The following is a 21351-nucleotide window of genomic DNA, read 5'->3' on the forward strand; positions in this document are numbered from 1 at the left end:
CTCCCTTTCTTTTGAAATATTAGGCATTCTTTTCAAATTTTTTAGCTTGTAAAGGACCTGCAAGAAGTTCTTTTGCTTTGCCTACAAATGCTACAAAATGAGGGGCTTCATTATGAGAAGCTACAGCTTCTTCGTCTTTCCATTCTTCTAGCATTAAAAATTCATTTTTGTTTTCTGTGCTTTCAAATAGCGTATAGCTGATGTTTCCTTCTTCATTGCGCGTTCCTGCAATTAACGCTTTTGCTTCTTGTAAAAACTCTTCGCGCTTGTCTTCTCTTACTACCATTTTTGCTTCGATTCCGATCATATAAGATATCCTCCTTTAGTTTGTTCGACTTTCATCGAACTTTAAAGCTATTCTTCCCCTCTTCTTTTTCCCAAAGAGAGATGAAATTACACGTTTGTTTGTTATTTGTTCTATAAGTATCGAACAATGAAACTTTATCATAAAGGAATTAAGACTGCAATCATTTTGACTTGGGACATGTTGGGAAGAGGAAGAAGTAGCTCTAGCTCAGTAAGTATGATACAGTAAAATTATGAGAACACCATATCAACCATCACGACAAGATATTAAATTACCGTCTGTTTTACATGCGCTAAGCGATCCGCTTCGTTTGAAGATTGTGAAAGGACTTTCGGAAACAACAGAGCAATATTGCAGCCCTTATTTACATTTAAACGTCGCAAAATCCACGCTTTCTCACCATTTTAAAGTGCTAAGGGAAGCGGGTGTGATTAAAGTGCGTATTGAAGGAACGCAGCATTTCTATTCTCTTCGAACCGAAGATTTAGAAGCGCTTTTTCCTGGTCTCCTTCCATCTGTCCTCAGAGCAGATGAGGCGCATATTGAGTAAAACAAATTAAAAAGAGCCGAAAAAAGAGAGATTTTCTCTCCTTTTTCGGCTCTTTTTTACGCTATTTAACGTGTTTTTCTTTCCAGAGATGTTCGAACGGACATTTGGTATGAGACGTTTCATCATCTGTGAGGAAATACTGCTTCCACTCATAGTTATTTTCTGTGCCGTACACGTTCAAGTCTTGGTGAGGTCCAATGCTATCATAAGCAACAAGGCGCTTTCTGATGGCTTCTTGTACACGTTGACTTTTTTGCTTTGATGCATTAAACGTCTCTAATACCCAGCGTGGCGTAATGGCCATCATCACACACGGAAAGGAACGACTTTGGCGTCTTTTATGAGCTGGAGTGGCGCAATACATAAAATATCGCTCACCGTGAAAGCAAAATTCCCATGCTGAATCGTTTGCATCTTTTGGAATGTGTGTTGGCCATTCTTTTTCGTCTTCTCGAGCAAGCGCGTTTAACGTATTCCAAAACCATTGATAGTAGTCTTCAACTTCGTACTCTTCAACTACTTCTTCTGGAGTTTCGGCAAATATAATTAAAGAAGCGTATTTCCCTGTCGAACGAGAAATCGTTGTATAGCGGGATAACAGCTCTTTCAAATCTTGAGCTGATTCTTCTGTCCTGATATCGCGTGAAAATCCATACCGTAACTGGTTTAATGCAAATCCTTGCGTAGCTGGAATACAAGGGAAAGGCGCTTTTTTATCAGAGAGCTTTTCACTAAAACGAGTAAATACCTTCCGTTCCCAAGGTTCTAACAAGGATGGATTTTCTTCTAGCGCTTCTTTTGTATATAGGATTGTCATTCTTGATTCCTCCTCTGTTACAACCTATTACCAGAAAGAGGAAACTGTGACTATCCACGATTTAAAACAACGTATGAAATGCCTTTAGCCCGAAGTAACACGCAAATCCGATCATAAAAAGCGCAGAGCAGCACGAAATCATAAAGAACAAGCCGGGTGTTAAAAATCGACGAGCGCTACTTCCCATGAAAGCCATCCCTATATCCCATAGCATAATCCCCGCAAACATCGCAAGGCTACTTAACAACATTTGACTTGTCCCATACTGATCCGCCGTTTGAGCCAAAACCGAGCCGTAAATCCCAATCCAAAACAGAAGCGTTAACGGATTAGACAGCGACATTAAGAAGCCCGAAAACGAGGAACTCCAGAGCGTTTTATCTTGACGAGAACGCGTTGAAAGATCCGTTGAGCGCGCGTTCCACAAAATTTCAATTCCTGTATAAAGAAGCACAAAAAAGCCGAAACACCATAAGAAAGTTTTGACAATTGGGGTTTCTAAAAAGTGCACAACTCCGAAAAAGATCAGCATCATATACAGAACGTCAGCTACAAAGGAACCAAGTCCAAACACCCACGCATGCATAAACCCGTACCTCATCCCTTTATCAAGCTGTGCGGCTGTAATGGGTCCCACAGGAGCGGCAAGAGACAATCCTAACAGAAATGAACTAATCCATAAACTCACCACACGGTTCCTCCTTCAATAGAACTTGTACACCTCTTTTACTTTATTCGTATGGTGAAGGATGTATGTTGGTTATTTCATCTTTTGAAAGGCCATTGTGACCCATTCTTCTGTTTGAACACGATGAATCGGTTGAAATCCATGGTCGTGTAAAAGCTCTTCCACAACAAGGGTATTCCAGTCGACCATACCAGAGATGAGAATATGGGAGGTTTTAGAAAGAAGCTGCTGCGCGTTTATAATCGTAACGGCTTCATCTCCACCGATATTGACAAAGATCCAGTCATATTGAGCTGTGATCACTTCCTCTGTATGCATGATATCCAGCTGATGAATGGTAATATTCGATACCTCGTTTAATGCTGCGTTATAGAGCACTTCACGTTCAACAGGTTCAATATCGACCGCTTCTACCATTCTGGCGCCAACAAGGGAAGCGGCGATACTTAAAATGCCAGACCCTGTGCCAAGATCTAATACGCTCTGTCCGTTCAGATTCTGTGAAACGATAAATCGAACGCAGTCTTGAGTTGTGCCGTGAAGACCGGTTCCAAACCCACCTTGAGGATCTAATAACAAACGGCGCTTGCCTTCATAAGAAGAGAAATCTGGAAATGCAATCACCCATCCGTTTTCAAGATCAATGTCTTCAAAAGACGGAGCTTGTCCAAGTAAGTCTTCTTCTGTTAAAAAGCGGTAGTGAATCTCTTCTTCCGGAAAAGAGAACTGCTCGTGTAAGACCGCTTTGACATCGATTTCCTCCTCCCCAATGTAGACGTGAAAAGGGATTGTTTCATCTTCTTTTTCTTCATAATCATATCCGTTTGATGTTGTTTCCACTTCAATGGGTGCCTCGTAGTACGTATTATAAAGGCCGACTAGATTTAAGTTCTCGACCATTTCATCTGCTTTTTTATAAGGGATATGTACCGTAAATTCATGTAACATTCATTGTCTTCCTTTCGTTATTGCCAGTTCTTGTTATGAAACAATTCCATAGCCTTTTCTTTTTGTTCATTTGAAATGTGAGTATACACTTGGGTTGTACTAATATTTTCATGTCCAAGCAGTTCTTGCACTGTGCGCAAATCCGCTCCGTTTTTGACTAAATACGTCCCAAACGAATGACGAAGTTTATGACTGGAAAGAGATTTAGTTGCAAGATATTCAAATCCCTTTTTTTCTTTTAAGTTCTCAAGCGTTTTTGTTGTCACATGCTGAATCATTCGGCGTGAGATGCGTTTGCCGTGCCGCGTTAAAAAGAAAGCGTCCTCATGCTCCGCGTGTGGCGTTCCTCGCTCTTTTTCATATACTCTTAACTCGTCGTATAAAAAGGCTGGAAGTGGAATATAGCGTGATTTGCTTCCCTTTCCAAACACCGTAATTCCAGGGCGAGAACGATCAATATCCGTAACGTTTAAATGATGCACTTCAATGACACGAAGCCCAGCAAAGGCCATGAGTTTTAAAATCAGCATATTCCGTCGGTAAAACGCATCATGTGGCACACTCTCAAAAAACGCGCGCAATTCTTCTTCATTTAAATAAGACGGAATGTGAGCTTTTTTCGCCTTAGCGGTTTCAATCTCTAAAGCTGGATTTTCATCTGTTAGATCATGTTTGATCATTGCTTTATAAAACAATCGAAGTGCCATCAGCCTCCGGTTTCGGCTTGCGGAGGAATGATCTTGACGAATCGACGTGTTACTGCGTTTTCTCAGCATGCGTAAAAACCCGCTCACATCTCGCTTGGACGTATCTTCAATTTCTTTCTTTCCCTCGTGTTTGTCCACTATATAGTGTAAATAAAGGCGCACGTCATGTCCATAGTGACGAAGGGTCGAAAAAGAGTACCCTAAGTCTTCCATATATAAATCAAACACATCTAATTCTTCTTCATACAGAGTGTCAATCTTCGTCTCTTTCATTCTTCAAAACTCCTTACATTTTCTTTCATACTATTGCGTGTAATATATCTTACACGCAATAGAATACTAGATCGTGCAAAAAAAGGCAAGAAAGGAAGATTATTTCTCAAAAATTAGGATATTTCTAGTCTTGCAGTTATCTTTCATCTCTCGCATCCTTATTCACCTGGATGCAACAGAGAGAGGTGTGATTGAATTTTCAGATTTATTATAAAATCTCGTTTTCTAGCCTATTTTCGTGTAACGCACAAGCCATTCTCCTCTGAGCAGAATACATCAATAATAAAATAGTGTAGGCAAGAGGAAAGGAAGGAAAATATGTTTCCCTTTAAGAACGAAAAAATGTCGTATGTGGCCCTAGGCGATTCTTTAACAGCAGGTGTTGGCGCTTCCTTGTTTTCTCCCACATTCCCCCAGCGTTACCGACGAAAAATAGAGTGTGTATGGGAAGAACGGGTAGAGCTTTACACGATCGCAAGAAGCGGATTGACGGTCGAAGAAATTGCTACACTCTCTTCTCATCCCCATTCCCTCCAAAACCTAGCGGACGCGGAAGTCATCACCATTACAGCAGGTGGAAACAATTTGATTGATTTATGAAGAAGTGATGAAAGGAAAAAGTGTATCTTCGCTTCAGGATCAATTAAAAGAAGCTCAGCGCGATTTTAATGGGTTTATCCAATCTCTTTTAACGCTCAAGAAAAAAAGTTGCACGCCTTATTTTATTCTCGTTGCCACTCTCTATAATCCGTTTCCAGAGAGCCAAGAAGCGGACGCTTGGATTCAAAAAGTGAATGCTTCCATTAAAAAGCTCAATCATTATCCACACCTTCATATTGTCGACTTGTATTCTCTTTTTAAAGGAAGAGAAAAAGAATGGCTATCCCGAGACGGCGTTCATCCAAATGACAAAGGATACGAGGCGATGGCGCGCGCATTTTGCGAACAAACGCCATCATGCAAAAGCCGCTAGCAGGATGCTAACGGCTTTGATTAATATTTTCGGTTAAGAACAAAAACAGAACTTCCTAAACAAAAGTTAGCTAATACAACTAACACAAATAAGTAATTTTTGAATTCTTCGAAAGAAAGTTGAAAAAGGCGCTGACATAGAAACAAACCTAAAATGCCTGTCATCACAAACAAGTAGGTATAACGAAAAGAAACCGTTACAATTTTATTTCCTCGTTCATCATTTTGTTGTTTGGAGAAAAAAGAAAGATACACCCCTGGAATTAAAACCGAAATAGCTAGTAACAAAGGGAGCTGCATCATTATTAAATCTGAAAAGTTACTCATTTTCACTCATCCTTTCCTGGTATTGAAAAATGTCTTCAATCCTTACGTTAAAGAGCTGTGCTAATTTAAAAGAGAGAATTAACGAGGGATTATACTTATTCGCTTCAATGGACACGATCGTTTGCCGACTAACTTGAACCCTTTCAGCAACTTCTTTTTGCGTCCATTTTCGCTCTGCTCGTAACACATGAAGCTTATTATGTAAGACCCCTTCATCTTTTTTCATATATTTCCCACCTCACTCTTACATAGTAAAATATTTCAAACAAAAAGTAAATTATTTTTTACTTCTTGTTTGAAATACATGACTTTTTCACACTACAAAAAAGCTTCCCTAACGTGGTTAGAGAAGCTTTTTTTATTTCTCAATATCCTCATCTTCTAGTGAAGCGAGCGGCTTTTGAGCAGGTCCTTCGACAACTTCACCGTCATATGAAAAACGCGAACCGTGACAAGGGCAGTCCCATGTTCGTTCACCGCTGTTCCATTCCACTTCACAACCCATATGCGTACATGTTGTATCCACAAGATGAAGACAGCCTTCTCTGTCCCGGTAAGCTCCCGCTCGTTTTCCGTTCACACTCACAACGGCCCCTTCATCTTTTTTCAAATTATAGGCATTTCCTCTTGTGAAATCGAGCTTTCCTTTTGTAAGCTCTGCTGCAACCTCCATGTTTTGCGTGACAAAATTTTTCACACTCGGATTTGGGCGGAACCGAGATGGTGTGAAGAAAGAAGCATAGCGCTTTTCTTTCTCTAGAATGGCATCGCGAATCATCATCCCTGAAAGCGTACCATGGGTCATACCCCATTTGCGGAATCCTGTAGCAACGTAAACATGCGGAGAATTTTCTGAAATGCGTCCAATATAAGGTGTTTCATCAAGCGAGATCAAATCTTGAGCCGACCATCTGTACAAGCATTCTTTTACACCAACGGAATGATGAGCAAATGAATAGATCGCTTCATAATGCTTAATCGTTTCCTCACTTCGTCCTGTTGTATGCTCTTGCCCTCCGACAAGCAGAAGTTTCTGATCATCTACTGTTGTATAACGAAGGGAATCAGACGAAGGCTCAGCACTTAAATACATGCCTCCTGGGTATGGTTTCTCACTTGTAATCCCGAGAACGTAAGAGCGTGACGCGTACATGCGTGAAAAGTAAAAGCCTTTTCCATCATAGAAGGGAAAATGAGTGCAGCAGGCCACATCTTTGCAATTCACACTATGCCCTTCTTTTGTAACAACCGTTTGCGTTTTGCCTTCTTTAATATCGACAGCTTGGGTTGTTTCAAAAATTTGAGCTCCTTTCGCTGTCATCTCTTTCACAAGGTGAACAAGATACTTTAAGGGATGAAACTGCCCTTGACCTGGAATCATCACCGCCGCTTTTTCATTTAGATCAAGTGGAAGAGAAGTGAGATGTTCCCCTTCAATTCCAAGCTTTTTATACGCTTCATATTCTTTTTCGACCTTTTTGACATATGTATCTGTTGTCGCATATACGTAAGCATCTTCAACTGTGTAGTCACATGAGATATTTTGGGATGTAATCGTATGTTGTAAAAACTTGAGCGCTTCATTATTTCCTTCATAATAAAGAGCCGCTTCTGCTTCACCTACATATCCAATCATCTTGTCATAAATCAATTCGTGCTGAGTGGTCATTTTTGCTGTGGTGTGACTTGTTGTGCCGTCAAAAAGCTTGTCTGCTTCTAAAAGCGCCACGCTTTTGCCTTCAAGCGTAAGCAGATAAGCCGTTGTTACCCCAGCAATTCCCCCTCCAATCACGGCTACGTCTACATCAATGTTTTCCTTTAACGGTGAAAACGAAGGAACATCTGTTGATTCTCGCCAGTACGATGTTGAAAACTCAGGTATTTTTCCCTCATGAAACATAGGTATTTTCCTCCCTTTTATGAGCTTTCATTAGCATGTCCATTCCCTAAGTAGAATATGTATAATGTTCCCATTAGTATAGTTTACATGAATTTAATTATGGTAAACTAGAGTTTTTTCCTTAACTCTAGTAAAGTTCGTATATTCTATCATAACCTACTATTTTTTTGCATAGATACTATTATACTTCAATTTTAAATGAGGGATTAAACTATGAAAAAATGGAAATACGAGCATGGAAAGATTGCCTTTCTTCCTCTATCAGCGCTCATTGCAATTGTCATTTTGTTTACGTTTTTCGTCACGGCCCTTACGACAACGACTTTTAAACTTCAGCTCAGATTTCCTTCTTATATTAGCCATACGTTAAATAATAGTTCAGACAGCATTTTTTTAACCATGCTTGAAACCGAAACGCCTGCCTTTGCTTCTGAGAACCGTGAGCCTTTGTCTCTTTCTTCTCTTGGATTGCAGGCGACAACAAATATTAAATTAAACAGCGCAATTACCCTTCTTGGCGATAGTTTACCTGGTTTCTTTTCCTATCATTCTGAAATTATCACACCTGGACAAGGGACAAACTATACAAATACGCCTGTAGAGTCTTCTCCATCGCTTGATACCATTTTAGAAAAAGATCAAAATAACGATTCAGGAGCAGAAGAACCAGAGCAGCCAGAAGAGCCGCAACAACCGCCGAACGGGGACATTAAAGAGAAAAAGGTGTATATTTATCATACGCACAGCTGGGAATCTTACCTTCCGATTCTTGGGTTAACGGATGATCCTGATGCTGATAAAGCGGTAGACAATCGAACAAACATTACGCTTGTTGGGAAAATGCTTGGCAACAGTTTAGAAAAAAACAACATCGGCTCAATTGTGGATACAACCAATATGACCCAAAAGCTGAATACAAAAGGATGGGGAACGGTTCAAGCCTACCGAGCTTCGCGTGAAGTCGTAGAAGCGGCGAAAAGTCAAAGTGATGATCTCTCCTATTTTATTGACCTTCATCGTGATTCACTAAGAGGCGATCATACCACAATTAAAATCAAAGAAAAAGGCTACGCAAAAGTCGCGTTTGTGATTGGAAAAGAACAGCCTAACTATGAACAAAACGTCAAATTCGCCCAAGATCTTCACCATGCTCTTGAAAAGAAATATCCTGGTCTAAGTCGAGGGGTTATCGGGAAAACAGGCGCAAGTGGAAATGGTGTCTATAATCAGGACATTTCCCCTCGAGCGATTTTAATTGAAGTTGGCGGCGTTGACAACAATATGGATGAACTAGCAAATACCGTTTCTGCGTTAACAGATGTATTTAGTGACTATTATTTTCAAGCCGAAAAAGTAGATGCGTCGGCGAATTAAGAGAGAAGAAGACTTCTTCTCTCTTTTTTTGTTTAAAAATGAAAGAAAACGGCTATAAAGATGAAAAACAGATAAAGGAGAGTATGGAAGATGAAAAAAACGTTTCTTACCTTCCCTCTTATTGGGATGTTAACGATCGGTACACTTGCAGGATGCGGCACCAGTGAAGAAAATACAGCTCAAAATGGAAGCGATACCAATTCAACTTCTGAAACAAATAACAACGCGGCTACAAATGAATCCGCTACGTCAAATGATTTAAAACAGTACGCTCGTGATGACAACGAACAAGATGATGGCATGGAAGATGATTTCGATCTTGTTGGAACGTTAGAAAGTGAAAAAGACAACGAGCTTGTAATGATGATTGATAATGAAAAAGTGACCGTAAAGAAAGCCGCTTCTTTTAAAACCGATGAACCGGACAACACAGAAGTGAAAGGGAAACTTGTGAAAGTAGAAGTAAATGCCGGCAATGAGGAAGCTGAAAGTTTAGAGCTTATGCCACAAGTAAAAGCAGACGACAACGGAGTGTACGATAAAGAGAAGGACGGCGAATATAACGTCATTGGAACATTTGTGAAAGAAGATGACAAAAGTCTTACCGTTAAAGTAAAAAGCGGTGAAAAAACATATGAAAAAACAGCTGATTTTGAACATGATGATGACAGCAATCAAGATTTAAAAGATAAAGTAGTTCGTTTAGAAGTCACAAAGGATGATAAAGTAGAAAGCGTTGAAATGAATACGGCAGATCAAGATACGAAGTAGAGAGAAGAGAACTAAAAAGGGGCCCTTTTTCTTAAACAAGGCCTCTTTTTAGCATTAGTGATTCACATTTTTAGCAAAGAGCGTGCGTCGGTTGTAAAAGGCTGTCAAAAGATAGCCATGGAAAGCGGCGAGCACTTGTTGAAACAACATACAAAACACGACGGGAACAGCCACTTGCGCTGGAAAAAAGCTAACCGCAATGACCGTACCAGCACTAATGTTACGCATGCCTCCTGTATAGATAATAGCCACTACATTTTCGCGCGTTTGCTTGAACAAAGCGGCTAATCCCCAAGAAAAGAGATACCCCGCCAAAACGATAAATAAAATCGTCCCTAAAATCCCCAAAAGCTTTGCATCAATATGACGCAAATAAGGCGCAATCGCAGAGCTATTAATCATAATAACTGCAGGTAGCGTAAGCTTGGAAAACGGAGACAGCGTCCGACTCATTTTCTCAATGCGCGCCCGAGCACTGAATTGGTTCACAAGCATCGCTAGAAGAGATGGAAGCACCACCATGAAAAATAACCCTTTCATCATTTCGAGCGTTTGCATCTCAACCGTTTCCCCTGCTAACATAGACATGCTGAACGGAACAATAAAAGGAGAAAGCAGGGTATCAATTAAAATAATTGACAGCGTAAGCGGAATATTTCCTTTATACATTGACACCCAAATCATGCTTGTAATTCCTGTGGGAACAACGAGAGCGAGCGTCATTCCTGTGACCGTAAACGGGTCATTCGGAAAAAATAAATGACCAATTGCAAATGCCCAAAGCGGGGTAATAACATGAAGAACAACGAGCGTTAAAAGAAGCGGAAACGGATGTAGCATTGTATTTTGGAGAGATTTAAAGTTTGATTTTAAACTCCCCACAAACGTCATGAAAGCGAACAGCCATGGCACTAGAAAAGAGAGTGAGTGTAGGTTTGTGTAAGCTAACACTCCCAAAGCAACGCTAAGCGGTGTGATTAGCGGCATCCACTTTCCAATATAGTAATTTAGACGGTCTAGCATAAAAAAACTCCAATCGTTCGGTTTTAAAAAACAGTTCCTTTCTATAGTATCAGAATTAAGGGGATTAGAGCGGTTTTGAAGCGGAATTTTTTTCTTTAAACTCGCTATCTGAGTAGAAACGGGTACGAACCGCTTGAAAACTTACACTTCCAAAAACAATAGCGAGCAGCACCATGCTACACGCTCCAATGACCATCATCATTCGAATAGAGAACATTTCGGCTAACCATCCGAAACAAACGGTAAAGAAAAGAACAAGCAGTGATTCAATAAAGGTAAGCATACTGCTTATGCGTCCAATCAAGTGAACAGGAACGCTGTTTTGATAAAAGGTTAAAAATCCAGCATTCAAAAACGCAAGAGCGAAAGAAAGGGTAAAACATCCGATAAAAGCGGGAGCAAACGTGTTCGAAAAGGCAAAAAGCAAATAGCCAAGCGAAGTGATGACAGCTCCTACACTCATTAATCGTAAGAGAGAAAGTTGATGAATAAGCCATGCGTTAACGAAAGATCCAACTAAAATCCCCCCACCTGCCCCACTTACAATTACTCCATATTCTCCTTCTGTTAGTTCAATAGCTGTTGTAGCAAAGGCAGCTTCTAGTGAATCTGTAGCTGTCATCAGCACTGTCATCAAATGAAAAAGAAGCGAAATAAGCGCCACATACGGGAATGTAGATAAAAATCGACCAACAAGAGCCACATCTCTTGTTAACATGGCGAATAATAAAGGATCTTGTTTTTCTCTCTCTTCTTCTACGTCTGGTAACAATAAGGTGAGCAAAGCTGCCAGTAAAAGAGCCGCTCCGTTCAAATAAATAGCAAGGTCTCCCCCCTCTTTCATCATAAATAAACCAGCAAGCGCAGGCCCTGTGATAAACGCTCCGGAGTCAAGTAAACTTTTATACGAATTAAATGTTTTGCGATGCTCTCGAGCGACAAGCTTTGTTGTATACGACAGCACCGTAGGATGATATATAGCACTTGCGATATTAATGCAAAATACGAAAACATAAAGCATAAGCATGGTATCTAATAAAGGAAGAAGCACCATTAGTCCTGCTTGAATAAGTTGAAGAAAAATCATAAGCTGCTTTGTGCGAGTCCGGTCCACAAGACTCCCAGCCCCAATATTCGCCAAAAGAGCGGCACTTGCTTTTAAAAGATACAGCACGGTAACGGCAAAGACAGAGTGCGTTTGCTCAAGCACGATCAGATTTAAGGCTATAAAGTAAACCCAGCTTCCTACTCCTGTAATGCCAAGGTTGATAAGTAAAAGGTTCAGCGTGTTCCATTCTTTTTTCATTCTGAGCTCCCTCCTTCTATTTACACAAAAAAACATCCCACCCCCAAGATTCTTCATCTTGGGGGCGAGATGTTTTCGCGGTGCCACCCCAGTTCGCCTTCTATGTTGTCATAGAAAGCCTCATCAGGTACAAATATACCCTAGCTCAATAACAGGAGCTACTGTCACACTATCCCCTCACGAAAAGGTTCCAATGTGAAGCTCAGAGGCTTGCTTCGGTAGAAATGAAAACACCCTTTCTCAGCGATTCAGGGCTCTCTGTGCTTTTCATTTCTACGTACTCTTCTCATCAACGCTCAGTTTTTAGTTTTTAATTTTTATCATTCTATCCCTTTTATGGAATTTTTGTCAAGTGTTCTTTTCGAAAAAAAGAGAAAGAACGCCAAAAAACTATGAAGAGCTAAAAAAACACGAAACTATAGGTGAGCCACGCTAGATCAGGTGCAAAATGATAAAAAGACCTCCTTATTCACTAAGAAGGTCTTCAACTCATATGTTCCTCAATCGCTTCAACCAGCGCATTTTTGTAATCGTGCAAAGACTTTGTCCAGTTCGAAGGATGTCGCCGGTTTGATTTTGCCCAATTGTGATGCTGGAAAAATTGTTTCCTTTGCTCTTCGGTCAGTTCGAGCTGTACGCCCATGCCCTGTACGGTTGCATTTGTAATATTCCGGGCTTCCATCCCTGCAAATCCTTTTCTTACGTCTTTTACGATAAAACCTTTTTCCGTAAGCTTCTGTCTAATCGCTTCTTTTAACTCCACATCCCGTCCTCCGATATACGTTTCAGCCTTTGTACCACGCATGCCATGAAACGTAATATGCCAGTGAACGTTTTCTAACAGACGAAGTTGGCGAGGTTCGTCAAAGTTGGTTGAGGTAATATGTAAATCACGATTCCCTGAAGACTGTAATCCTTCAAAAACATACCAAGACCACGCGGGTCGACTCATGGAAATGGCTTCAACCAACTCCGTTGTACCTGCTTCAATTCCACCTCCATGGGGAGCGGAAAGACAAAGAAGTGATTGATGATCTTGATATCGAACTTGATAATGGATGCCTTCTACTTTGTCTGATGTTAAAGCTTGATAATTTTTATATACATCACTCATTTTGTTCTCCTCTTGCTTTTCTATAAGATATGGGTTTTTCGTTAGATTTTCAAGACTTTATATACGATTACTTTTCAATTGCCAATCTGAATACTAAAAGAGCAAGTAAAATAGTAATCGGTGTCATGACTACTGTTTCTAAGAAAGAGTGTGAAGCTAAATTACCTAGGGAGTTCAGAATCATCACTGCAAATATAGCCCATATCCCGATGTTTGACATTCTTTTAAATTTTCCTTTTAAAATATATCCTGCTTTTACCGCAACAATTGAAATAAATACGATTTGGATCAGAATGGATACCATTTCGAAGAGGATAACATCTTCCTGTTTCTTTAATCGTCCTCCCCATACAAAGTCATATGGCAAAATGTTTAGCAATATGAGCCCATGCATGAGTAGAGCCATCGTATTAATGGTAAGGATGATATAACTTGCCATCTTCATACTAATGAGATTTTTCATGTTCTTCTCCTTGCTTTGTAGAATATTGTTAAGTAAATGAATAACACTTACAAGAGTTAAACAAATACCCCTACTACATGAATTCTTTTGCAAAAGGACAAGATAATCACTCTAAACGCAATATATTCAATGACAAATGATTTATGATAACAGGAAGGAATGAAGATTTTTGTATGAACTTATCCATCTTCTCGAAATAAAAGCCTCACTTCTTGTATAAGTGCATTTCTCATACAAGAAGTGAGGCTTAGTCCCATAACTTATCTTAGATTATTCACCTAGATCCACATTGTGATACACTTGTTGTACGTCTTCTAAATCTTCTAGTGCATCCACCATTTTTTCAAATAAAGCTTGGTCTTCTTCAGAAAGTGTCACTTCAGTTTGAGGAAGCATTGTAAGCTCTGCCACTGTAAAGTCTTCTACACCTGCAGTACGAAGGGCTTCTTGAGCAGCTTGAAACTCATCTGGTTCTGTATAAATGATCACGGCTTCGTCTTCTTCTAGAATGTCGCGTGCGTCAACATCTGCTTCCATTAAAATTTCAAGCACTTCTTCTTCATTTTTGCCTTCAAGACCAATTACGCCTGTTGGGTCAAACATGTAAGCAACAGAACCGCTCACACCCATGTTTCCGCCGTTTTTCCCGAATGCCGCACGTACGTCAGAAGCGGTACGATTGACGTTGTTTGTTAACGCATCAACGATCACCATTGATCCGTTTACACCAAATCCTTCATAGCGAAGTTGGTCATAGTTTTCTTCACCGCCGCCTTTTGCTTTTTCGATTGCGCGATCAATAATCGCTTTTGGCACGTTATATGTTTTAGCGCGCTCAAGCACAAACTTTAGCGTTTGGTTTGCCTCTGGATCAGGCTCTCCACTTTTCGCCGCCACGTAGATTTCGCGACCAAATTTAGCATAAACTCGGCTTGTTTTCGCGTCTTTTGATGCTTTCTTTTCTTTAATATTGTTCCATTTACGTCCCATTATGAACACTCGCTTTCAACTTTAAATCGATATGTATTATACGCTTAAAGATGACAAAAATCCACTATAATGAAGGGTTGTCACCTTTGTACCTTCTTCATTATACCTCAAATTCCCTGTTTTTGATAAGATAAAGAACAAAATGATTTTATATATAAATGAAGTCCCCATATCTTTTTCACCGTTTCATTCGTTTTAAAAGAGAGAGAACTTAAAAGGAGGATTAAAATCCATGTTAGAGCCAAACAAAAGAAACGAGGAAGAAATTGAGGTACAAAAGCTTTATAAAGGCCTTCTTCCTTACTGTTGTTTCCTTTCAGGAGATAAATGGGATGGAGAAGATTTAGCACAAGAAACGATGTTAAAAGCGATGCAAAACTACGGGTCTCTTACCCCTGCTTTATTAAAGAAAATAGCCTATCATAAATGGATAGATGAAAAGCGTAAAAGAAGTCGAGAAACAGTTGGTGAAACAGATCACCATACCTTAACAAAAGAAAGCCGGCAGGAAGAAGTTGAGGCTCTTTTACATTCACTCACGCCCAAACAAGCAGTAATACTCACTTTAAAAGAAGCTTTTCAATATAAAATCAGTGAAATCTCCTCGATTCTTGAAATGACAGAACCTGGGGTTAAAGCCCTTTTAAAACGGGCACGAACAAAACTTCGCGGAGAAAACGAAGAAGAAAAAATCAACAATCAAGAACTTGTAAATGCTATTTCAAAGAGTATTCAAAGGGAAGATCCTGCACCTTTACTTTCTTTCCTGAAACAAAAAAAGGCATTCGAACCAATGGCTCATCTGGTATTCTGCTCTTACAGTTCTCTCAACATCGCGTCATAAGAAAAAGGAGGGTTAAGCATGAATCATATTCCATATGTAATTGAACAATCAGCATCTGGTGAACGTTCATATGACATTTATTCACGCCTTTTAAAAGATCGCATTATTATGGTGAGCAACGAAATTAATGATTCAATGGCTAACAGCATTGTGGCACAACTGCTCTTTTTAACAGCGGATGATGCCGAAAAAGATATTTCTCTTTATATTAACAGTCCAGGTGGATCAGTCTCAGCGGGATTTGCTATTTTTGATACAATGCAGCATATTCAACCAGATGTCCGCACCATTTGTACAGGAATGGCCGCTTCGTTTGGAGCTCTTTTACTACTCGGAGGAGCGAAAGGAAAACGATTTGCTCTGCCAAATAGTGAAATAATGCTTCATCAGCCGCTTGGAGGGGCGCGCGGTCAAGCCACTGAAATTGAAATTTCAGCAAAGCGGATCCTTAAATTAAAAGAACACATTAATCGTATTATTGCAGACCGCACAGGACAGCCTTATGATAAAGTTGTGCAAGATACGGACCGTGATTACTTCCTAAGCGCGGAAGAAGCGAAAAACTATGGGGTGATTGATGAAATTATTTAAAACGAAAACCAAGACGAGAATCTTCCCGTCTTGGTTTTTATTTGACTAATATTCTCTCTCTATTTTTTCTTTTTTGAAATCTTTTGACCCCTTCTGTTCCCGCTATACTACTAATCATCCCAATCATAACGCTTGCAGAAATAATTTTTGCCGCATAGTAAATCCCTGTACCAAAGAAAAGATCTACCACAACAATCTTTTTAATTGTAGAAGCTTCTATCGTATAAATCACAATATGATTCGCCTTTGCTCGCATCTTCCTCACCTCGTCTCTTTACACGATATGTAAAGGAGAGGTTGTCACATGTGAAAATTCTACAAGAAGAATTATGGAGTCTCAAAGCATTAAGAATTTGGTGTAGGCGCGTTCAGCACTTCTACTCCAAACTCTAAACAGTTCTTACAAATAGATACACCAGGCCCCATTGCAAGTTCACCAACTTCCTCTTTACTTCTTCGGCAAAACGAGCAGGTTTCGCTCACATCGGTTTTATTTTGTTCCCTCTGTTGAGATGTTTTTTCCATTGCTTTATATAGTTCGTCAATAACAACAGGTTCAATATAATCGAATTCTCCTTTGAGCTTTACAGTTAACGTCGTATACGCTACGGCCATTCCTTCGTAAAAACGCTGCCTCTCCATTTCCTCACTCTTTTGCGATTTTTCTTCACATATAGCACTTAAATTTTCCAATTCTAAAATCATATCTTCAATCTTTGCACCTCGAAACGTTTTTTTACGGAAATCTTGGTCCATTGTGTTTCCTCCTTTTCGGTATGTATACATTTGTACACATCTTTACAAGGAGTTATTCGTCAATTTGCTAAATATCCCCTTTTTATAGAAGGGATTCATACAAGACTTCTCCCGTCTGATCTGTCTTATATCCATTAAGAGAAAGAAGCTGCTGTTGAAAGGATTCTGAAGAGAGTATTTTTTTAATAGATGCAATAATTTCTTCTGTTCGCTCATTTTTTAACAACACTAAGTCATATTGTTCCTCAATTAGGGGAATAAACTCGACATCACTCATTCGTGCCACATTTTCAATCCCAATTCCAACATCTGCTTTTCCGCTTGAGACAGCGGAGGCTGCGGCAAGATGAGTAGTAACAATGTTATGATACCCGCTAATGTGAGACGCTGAAAGCCCTAGTTGTTTTAACTTTTCGTCTAAAAGGACACGTGCCCCTGCCCCTCGTTCTCGGTTTACTATCTTAATATCTTTTTCGGCTATATCTTTAAAACATTGAATATTATGAGGATTGCCTTTTTGCGCATACAATCCTGCTGTTCGTTTCACAAGATGAATCACCACATAAGCATCACTGACAAGAAGACGCTTCACATATGGAAGATTATATGTATCACTTTCCCCATCATATAAATGAAGACTCACAATATCACATTTTCCATGATATAAATCTATTAAACTGTTTAAACTGCCATTATAAAGACGAAGCGGCGTTTGACTTAGTTCCCCTTCTAAACTTTTACTTAACAGATCAAGCGAAACGTCTTGGCCACTAATGACAACAGGGCGTGTTTTTTGTTTTTTCTCTTGCTTTTGAGATGTAACAACATTTTTGGTTTGATTTTTATAGTCTGTTAAATCTTCTTCGTCTACGCGCATTTGTCGTCCAACACGGTAAGCCGGAAGAGTTCCTTTTTTTATTAAGTCATAAACGGTCAACTTTGACACTTTTAAAATCGATGCGAGTTCTTCGATTGTGTAAGAAGTCGTGCTCATCATATCACCTCTTCTATAGTATAATCTTCTCTTTCTTGCAAAAAAAGGATGAATGCAAAGACCCTTATATATTATAATCAGTTATAATTAGTTATATCTAATTATAACTAAAAATAAAATAAAGGGGAAAGATGAAATGAAAAAGAAGGCAATGGCACTATCTGCTGTATTATGCGGCACACTCCTCATGAGTGCGTGTGGAAATTCAGAACAAAAAGCATCCGGAGACAGTGAAAGTAAGCAAGAAGATATAACGCTAACCGTATCAGCGGCAGCAAGCTTAAAAGACGCCCTAGGGGATATTGAGAAAAATTATGAAAAAGAACATCCTCATGTTGATCTTAAATTTAACTTTGGCGGCTCTGGGACGCTGCAGCAACAAATTTCTCAAGGGGCCCCTGTTGATCTCTTTTTTTCAGCAGCAGAAGACAAATTTGATGAACTTGTGAAAGAGGGAGAGATTAATAAAGAAGATGGTACAGACCTCATCCAAAACAGTCTTGTTCTTATTGCATCAAAGACTTCTTCTCTTACTAGTTTTGAAGATTTACATAACCAAAAGATCGAAAAGATTGCGCTTGGAACGCCTGAAACGGTGCCAGCTGGAGAATATGGAAAGCAAACACTTGAAAAGTTATCACTATGGAAAGATGTTAAATCAAAAGTCGTTTACGCAAAAGATGTGCGCCAAGTGCTTTCCTATGTAGAAACAGGAAATGTTGAAGCAGGAATTGTTTATAAAACAGATGCTCTTGTATCTGATAAAGTAAAAATTATCGATACAGCGAAAGAAACGTCCCATGATCCAATCGTTTACCCTGTTGGAGTCATTAAGGATTCCAATCATGAGAAGGAAGCTCATGCTTTTTATGACTATCTTCAAGGGAAAGAAGCTATGAATGTGTTAAAAGAATATGGATTCACAGCTAAGTAACCTTACATTCTCTGAATTTTGGACCCCTATTTCTCTTTCTCTAGAAGTAGCCATTGTCGCATGGATCGTTGTATTAGTGGCCGGAATACTTGCAGGGCGAGGACTTGCACGAAGGTCCTTTCGTGGAAAAGCGCTTGTTGAAACAGCCTTAATGCTTCCCCTTGTTTTGCCTCCAACCGTTGTTGGATTTCTTTTAATCATCATCTTTGGTAAGCATAGTTTCATAGGAGAAGCCATTCAGTCATTTTTTGGTCAATCGTTAATTTTTACTCCGTGGGCAGCCGTTATCGCTTCTGTCGTTGTCGCTTTTCCTCTTATGTATCAGTCTGCAAAAGTTGGGTTTGCAAGTATTGAGGCTTCTATTGAGGAAGCAGCTCGCATGGACGGAGCATCGGAGTGGAAAGTCTTTCTCTATATTACCCTTCCTCTCGCTAAAAACGCATTGATTTCCGGAGGGATTTTAAGTTTTTGCCGGGCTCTTGGAGAGTTTGGAGCAACCCTTATGTTTGCAGGAAATATTCCGGGAGTGACACAAACGATTCCAACGGCCATTTATGTTGCGTTAGATTCTGGTAACATGACGCTTGCCTGGTGTTGGGTAGGAACGATTATCATCATTTCATTTATGATGTTATGGATGGTTCAACGAAAAAGTCATTAAAAAGGAGTCCATTTCGACTCCTTTTTTATAATGGTGAAGTTCTTACGATAAATATAAAAAAGCCATATCCAACAAGGAAATGGCTACAATCGTGATTGAGCTAAAGTGACCCGTTCGTTGAACGATTTATATGGTCATTGGTTTATTTTTTTAATTTAAACACTATAAAGTCAGCACATCTAAAATCTTCTTCAAATGAAGGGTATTTTTTTAGCATTTCTTTTGACGGGATAGGTTCTACAATGCTTTCTAAAACAAAACCCGTTTTGATTAAAGTGTTGATATAACTTGTCAACGTTCTATGAAAGAACAGCATTTTTTCTTTATCACCTAAACCTTGTTCATACACACCTTCATAAAAATATTGATCTACGTTCCAATGCAACTTTTCTCCACTTTCTGTTTTTTCCCAACCACATTCAGGAGTAACGAAACAAGGATGTAATATCGAAAAAATAAAATGGCCTCCATCTACTAATAACCGATACATTTCTTGAAATGCTTTTTCATAATTAGCAAGATCTTGAATAACCATATTGGACACTATTAAATTGAAACTTTTATCACCTAGAGTATTTAAGTCTTCGCAATTACCTAGTTTATAATCAATTACCAAATCATGTGGAGTTCTTTCTTTCGCAATTTCTATCATTCTTGGAGTATAATCTACTGCTGTTACAGTGGCACCAGACTTGGATAAAATCCTGCTTAAATACCCTTCACCACACCCTGCATCTAAAACTTTTTTGTTTTTTACATTCCCCATAAGTGAAAATAAAGTTGGGTTTAAAAAGACTTCTTTATGAAGGTCTCCTTGTTCCCTATGTTTTTTTGAATAGGTATCTGCGAATGCCTCCCATCTTTTAATCGCTTCTTTGGTGCCTACATTTTGTTTCATTTTACATCCCCTCCTTTATCTATCATCCTTTTAAGCACTCTGCTCATTTGGTCAAAAGATCTATCTTTTGAATATTAGTATAAAAAAGGAAGGAAATCCCTGTATATTATAAACAACAAGCCTTAAAATGTTTAAATGCCCCATTGAATCAGAAGACCGAGATGTGTTAATCCTCCTCCGAATCCATACAGAAGCAGATGATCTCCCTTTTTCACTTTTCCTTCTTGAACACCAAGTTGAATGGCAAGTGGAATAGAAACAGATGAAGTATTTCCGCATTTTTCTACACTTGTTAGCGTTTTGTCAACGGGAAAGTCCACTTTCTCACAAATAGACTCAATCATTCGGAGATTGGCACTATGAGGAATAAACCAGTCTAAGTCTTGTTTTGTCATTTCCCCTTTTTCTAGTAACGTTTCCATTCCTTTAGGCACTGTACGTGTAGCCCATTTGTACACTTCTCGTCCGTTTTGGACCATTTTTCCGCTTGGATCAAGGGAAGCTCCATCAATTTTATCAGCGAATGTTTTACGATAAAGGTGTATGCCGCCTTCTCCTCTTGTGCCCATATGTACACTGATAAAGCTTGGGTTTTCTTCATTATATTCCACAAGGAAAGCTGCTGCTCCATCACCGAATAAAACAGCTGTTGAACGATCCTCATAATTCGTTACTTTAGACAGCGTTTCAGAAGCCACAACAAGTATCTTTTTATGAAGTCCTGATGTGATAAGACTGTTGGCAAGATGAAGCCCATAAGTAAAACCAGCACATGTCGCGTTCAAATCAAAAGCACCGGTCTCTTTAATATCAAAATAGTGTTGAATGCGGCATGCTACGCTTGGAAAAGCATAGTCCGCAGTTGTGGTAGCAACGATAATCAAATCTACATTTTCTACTGTTTTGTCATATTGATGAATCAAATTTTCAATTGCCTTAATCGCCAAATCAGAAGAAAATTCTTCTTCTCCTGCAATATGTCTTTCTTTCATCCCTGTTCGCTGCACAATCCATTCATCACTTGTATCCATCATTTTTTCTAAATCTTCATTCGATAAAATGCGTTGTGGTAAATAGTGCCCAATGGCTGTGATTTTTGCTGTTGATTTCATAATTTAATTCCCCCTATAATAGGACTAGATT

The 21351-nt window shown here is 39.3% G+C and carries 27 protein-coding genes and 1 other annotated feature; of the genes, 9 read left to right on the top strand and 18 right to left on the bottom strand.

What is annotated here, in order from left to right; all coding sequences use genetic code 11:
- Positions 1 to 19 precede the first annotated feature (19 nt).
- Positions 20 to 307 carry a putative quinol monooxygenase gene (locus MOC86_RS11210; RefSeq protein WP_268584260.1) on the bottom strand — a complete coding sequence of 96 codons (288 nt, stop codon included), beginning with the start codon at positions 305 to 307 and terminating at the stop codon, positions 20 to 22.
- Positions 308 to 539: 232 nt separating this feature from the next.
- On the opposite strand from MOC86_RS11210, the gene MOC86_RS11215 reads away from it, so the two are divergent.
- A complete protein-coding gene (locus tag MOC86_RS11215; protein WP_124051858.1) occupies positions 540 to 857 on the top strand; it encodes an ArsR/SmtB family transcription factor in 318 nt (105 codons plus the stop codon).
- Positions 858 to 918: 61 nt separating this feature from the next.
- Here the strand turns inward: MOC86_RS11215 and MOC86_RS11220 are convergent, their stop codons facing one another.
- The 4 genes from MOC86_RS11220 to MOC86_RS11235 all read right to left on the bottom strand — a co-directional run bounded on the left by MOC86_RS11220 (position 919) and on the right by MOC86_RS11235 (position 4290).
- On the bottom strand, positions 919 to 1674 hold the full coding sequence (locus MOC86_RS11220; RefSeq protein ID WP_268584261.1) for a YqcI/YcgG family protein: 756 nt from the start codon (positions 1672 to 1674) through the stop codon (positions 919 to 921).
- A 61-nt stretch (positions 1675 to 1735) separates the two neighbouring features.
- The gene (locus MOC86_RS11225; protein WP_268584410.1) at positions 1736 to 2362 is read right to left on the bottom strand and encodes a LysE family transporter; all 627 of its coding nucleotides are present in this window, start codon (positions 2360 to 2362) and stop codon (positions 1736 to 1738) included.
- 72 nt (positions 2363 to 2434) lie between these two features.
- Entirely contained in the window at positions 2435 to 3310 is an 876-nt protein-coding gene (locus MOC86_RS11230) for a 50S ribosomal protein L11 methyltransferase (protein WP_268584262.1), read from the bottom strand.
- A gap of 17 nt (positions 3311 to 3327) precedes the next feature.
- Positions 3328 to 4290 (bottom strand): tyrosine-type recombinase/integrase, encoded by a 963-nt coding sequence (locus tag MOC86_RS11235; protein ID WP_268584263.1) that lies wholly within the window; start codon positions 4288 to 4290, stop codon positions 3328 to 3330.
- Between the two features lie 318 nt (positions 4291 to 4608).
- Here MOC86_RS11235 and MOC86_RS11240 point away from each other — a divergent pair, with 318 nt between their 5' ends.
- On the top strand, positions 4609 to 4890 hold the full coding sequence (locus MOC86_RS11240; protein ID WP_268584264.1) for a hypothetical protein: 282 nt from the start codon (positions 4609 to 4611) through the stop codon (positions 4888 to 4890).
- Positions 4880 to 5263 (top strand): SGNH/GDSL hydrolase family protein, encoded by a 384-nt coding sequence (locus tag MOC86_RS11245; protein WP_268584265.1) that lies wholly within the window; start codon positions 4880 to 4882, stop codon positions 5261 to 5263. The genes MOC86_RS11240 and MOC86_RS11245 overlap by 11 nt, the downstream gene beginning before the upstream one ends.
- A gap of 20 nt (positions 5264 to 5283) precedes the next feature.
- Here the strand turns inward: MOC86_RS11245 and MOC86_RS11250 are convergent, their stop codons facing one another.
- The 3 genes from MOC86_RS11250 to MOC86_RS11260 all read right to left on the bottom strand — a co-directional run bounded on the left by MOC86_RS11250 (position 5284) and on the right by MOC86_RS11260 (position 7489).
- The gene (locus tag MOC86_RS11250) at positions 5284 to 5589 is read right to left on the bottom strand and encodes a hypothetical protein (protein ID WP_268584266.1); all 306 of its coding nucleotides are present in this window, start codon (positions 5587 to 5589) and stop codon (positions 5284 to 5286) included.
- Complete coding sequence (locus tag MOC86_RS11255; RefSeq protein WP_243509455.1) at positions 5582 to 5815, bottom strand: helix-turn-helix transcriptional regulator; 234 nt, start codon at positions 5813 to 5815, stop codon at positions 5582 to 5584. Before MOC86_RS11255 ends, MOC86_RS11250 begins: the two co-directional genes overlap by 8 nt.
- Positions 5816 to 5947: 132 nt before the next feature.
- Positions 5948 to 7489, bottom strand: coding sequence for an FAD-dependent oxidoreductase (locus MOC86_RS11260; protein WP_268584267.1), 1542 nt, complete (start codon positions 7487 to 7489; stop codon positions 5948 to 5950).
- A gap of 213 nt (positions 7490 to 7702) precedes the next feature.
- Between MOC86_RS11260 and spoIIP the strand changes: the two genes are divergently transcribed.
- Together spoIIP and MOC86_RS11270 are read left to right on the top strand one after the other, a co-directional pair.
- Positions 7703 to 8863 (top strand): stage II sporulation protein P, encoded by a 1161-nt coding sequence (gene spoIIP, locus MOC86_RS11265; RefSeq protein ID WP_268584268.1) that lies wholly within the window; start codon positions 7703 to 7705, stop codon positions 8861 to 8863.
- A gap of 90 nt (positions 8864 to 8953) precedes the next feature.
- On the top strand, positions 8954 to 9634 hold the full coding sequence (locus MOC86_RS11270) for a hypothetical protein (RefSeq protein ID WP_268584269.1): 681 nt from the start codon (positions 8954 to 8956) through the stop codon (positions 9632 to 9634).
- A gap of 54 nt (positions 9635 to 9688) precedes the next feature.
- Here MOC86_RS11270 and MOC86_RS11275 read toward each other — a convergent pair whose 3' ends face one another.
- The 5 genes from MOC86_RS11275 to MOC86_RS11295 all read right to left on the bottom strand — a co-directional run bounded on the left by MOC86_RS11275 (position 9689) and on the right by MOC86_RS11295 (position 14530).
- Entirely contained in the window at positions 9689 to 10657 is a 969-nt protein-coding gene (locus tag MOC86_RS11275; RefSeq protein WP_268584270.1) for a bile acid:sodium symporter family protein, read from the bottom strand.
- Between the two features lie 64 nt (positions 10658 to 10721).
- Positions 10722 to 11963 (bottom strand): MFS transporter, encoded by a 1242-nt coding sequence (locus tag MOC86_RS11280; protein ID WP_268584272.1) that lies wholly within the window; start codon positions 11961 to 11963, stop codon positions 10722 to 10724.
- Positions 11964 to 12020: 57 nt separating this feature from the next.
- Positions 12021 to 12265, bottom strand: a binding site (T-box leader).
- Positions 12266 to 12447: 182 nt separating this feature from the next.
- Entirely contained in the window at positions 12448 to 13077 is a 630-nt protein-coding gene (locus tag MOC86_RS11285) for a poly-gamma-glutamate hydrolase family protein (RefSeq protein ID WP_268584275.1), read from the bottom strand.
- A gap of 67 nt (positions 13078 to 13144) precedes the next feature.
- Entirely contained in the window at positions 13145 to 13540 is a 396-nt protein-coding gene (locus MOC86_RS11290; RefSeq protein WP_268584276.1) for a hypothetical protein, read from the bottom strand.
- A gap of 270 nt (positions 13541 to 13810) precedes the next feature.
- Positions 13811 to 14530: a YebC/PmpR family DNA-binding transcriptional regulator gene (locus MOC86_RS11295; RefSeq protein ID WP_019394294.1), complete on the bottom strand. Its 720-nt coding sequence runs from the start codon at positions 14528 to 14530 to the stop codon at positions 13811 to 13813.
- Positions 14531 to 14762: 232 nt separating this feature from the next.
- Here MOC86_RS11295 and MOC86_RS11300 point away from each other — a divergent pair, with 232 nt between their 5' ends.
- Complete coding sequence (locus tag MOC86_RS11300; protein WP_268584277.1) at positions 14763 to 15374, top strand: sigma factor-like helix-turn-helix DNA-binding protein; 612 nt, start codon at positions 14763 to 14765, stop codon at positions 15372 to 15374.
- A gap of 18 nt (positions 15375 to 15392) precedes the next feature.
- Positions 15393 to 15965: an ATP-dependent Clp endopeptidase proteolytic subunit ClpP gene (gene clpP, locus MOC86_RS11305; RefSeq protein WP_061804334.1), complete on the top strand. Its 573-nt coding sequence runs from the start codon at positions 15393 to 15395 to the stop codon at positions 15963 to 15965.
- 37 nt (positions 15966 to 16002) lie between these two features.
- Here clpP and MOC86_RS11310 read toward each other — a convergent pair whose 3' ends face one another.
- From MOC86_RS11310 to MOC86_RS11320, 3 genes are all read right to left on the bottom strand, one after another.
- Positions 16003 to 16221 carry a hypothetical protein gene (locus MOC86_RS11310; RefSeq protein ID WP_268584278.1) on the bottom strand — a complete coding sequence of 73 codons (219 nt, stop codon included), beginning with the start codon at positions 16219 to 16221 and terminating at the stop codon, positions 16003 to 16005.
- Positions 16222 to 16310: 89 nt separating this feature from the next.
- On the bottom strand, positions 16311 to 16721 hold the full coding sequence (locus MOC86_RS11315; RefSeq protein ID WP_268584279.1) for a ClpX C4-type zinc finger protein: 411 nt from the start codon (positions 16719 to 16721) through the stop codon (positions 16311 to 16313).
- Between the two features lie 82 nt (positions 16722 to 16803).
- Positions 16804 to 17718 (bottom strand): helix-turn-helix transcriptional regulator, encoded by a 915-nt coding sequence (locus MOC86_RS11320; protein WP_268584280.1) that lies wholly within the window; start codon positions 17716 to 17718, stop codon positions 16804 to 16806.
- A 133-nt stretch (positions 17719 to 17851) separates the two neighbouring features.
- Here MOC86_RS11320 and modA point away from each other — a divergent pair, with 133 nt between their 5' ends.
- A complete protein-coding gene (modA, locus tag MOC86_RS11325) occupies positions 17852 to 18649 on the top strand; it encodes a molybdate ABC transporter substrate-binding protein (protein ID WP_268584281.1) in 798 nt (265 codons plus the stop codon).
- Positions 18630 to 19310, top strand: coding sequence for a molybdate ABC transporter permease subunit (modB, locus tag MOC86_RS11330; protein ID WP_268584282.1), 681 nt, complete (start codon positions 18630 to 18632; stop codon positions 19308 to 19310). The genes modA and modB overlap by 20 nt, the downstream gene beginning before the upstream one ends.
- Positions 19311 to 19452: 142 nt before the next feature.
- On the opposite strand, the gene MOC86_RS11335 is transcribed toward modB, so the two are convergent.
- Together MOC86_RS11335 and MOC86_RS11340 are read right to left on the bottom strand one after the other, a co-directional pair.
- Positions 19453 to 20208 (bottom strand): class I SAM-dependent methyltransferase, encoded by a 756-nt coding sequence (locus MOC86_RS11335; RefSeq protein WP_268584283.1) that lies wholly within the window; start codon positions 20206 to 20208, stop codon positions 19453 to 19455.
- Between the two features lie 131 nt (positions 20209 to 20339).
- A complete protein-coding gene (locus tag MOC86_RS11340) occupies positions 20340 to 21320 on the bottom strand; it encodes a ketoacyl-ACP synthase III (protein WP_268584284.1) in 981 nt (326 codons plus the stop codon).
- Positions 21321 to 21351 lie beyond the last annotated feature (31 nt).

Origin of the sequence: Priestia endophytica (assembly GCF_026790145.1) — a bacterium.
GTDB lineage: Bacteria > Bacillota > Bacilli > Bacillales > Bacillaceae_H > Bacillus_I > Bacillus_I endophytica_A.